A 788-nucleotide genomic window follows, 5' to 3' on the forward strand; every position below is an offset into this window, starting at 1 on the left:
GGTGGTGTTTCAAAAAGTATGCTGACATTAAATGAAGCCATTATTGATGTAAAAAAAGGTTAAGTCGAAAGCTTTAAAATGGTTTTCAATCTTTTTTGAAAAATTACAACTCCTTCTAAAACCGCGCCTAATTCGATGCCTTATTTTGCAATTATTACCTTCAATACCTACAGTAAAAAATTTACCAATACTTTGCTTGCAGTTTTTAAAAGCAGTTATGAAACTGTCCCAATGATCACTTGCAATTCGGGTGTAGTGAATACCTAATTGTTTAAGCTTTGCCTTCAATCGTTGAACTGTAGCTAAGTCTCTTTTACCCCAAACATAAGCAACAATCTCACCTGTTTCTCGATGGTAGGCGTAAATAAGCCATTGTTTATTATTTTTATTTCCCACAAAAGTCCAAAACTCATCAACTTCAAGAGACTCATAATGACTTTGTTTAGGCTGAATTTGGTAGGTCGATTCGGTTAAAGTACGTAAAACTTTACCGATACTGATTCGCTCAACTTCAGCGATATCTCGTATACCACTACCTCTGACCATCAACTGTAATATTTTTCGAGTAATGCCTGAATGACATCCTAGATAGCTCAGAGCATGGTCACCAATAAACTGACGTTTACAGTCTTTGCACTGATAGTTTTGTTTCCCATCTACTTTGATGCCATTTTTCTTTATACTGTCACTGAGGCAGGTTGGACATTTGATTTCTAGAGTTATTCGCATTTCTCTATTTTATCAAAATTCAACCTGCTTTGTTTCAGCATACTTTTTGAAACACCACC

At 35.4% G+C, this 788-nt stretch carries 1 protein-coding gene; it reads right to left on the reverse strand.

Annotation, left to right across the window (positions count from 1 at the left end; all coding sequences use genetic code 11):
* Positions 1–27: 27 nt before the first annotated feature.
* On the reverse strand, positions 28–729 hold the full coding sequence (locus tag AZ602_RS09905; RefSeq protein WP_015586042.1) for an IS1-like element ISPa14 family transposase: 702 nt from the start codon (positions 727–729) through the stop codon (positions 28–30).
* Between the last annotated feature and the right edge of the window lie 59 nt (positions 730–788).

The organism is Moraxella sp. RCAD0137 (assembly GCF_002894025.1).
GTDB lineage: Bacteria > Pseudomonadota > Gammaproteobacteria > Pseudomonadales > Moraxellaceae > Moraxella > Moraxella porci.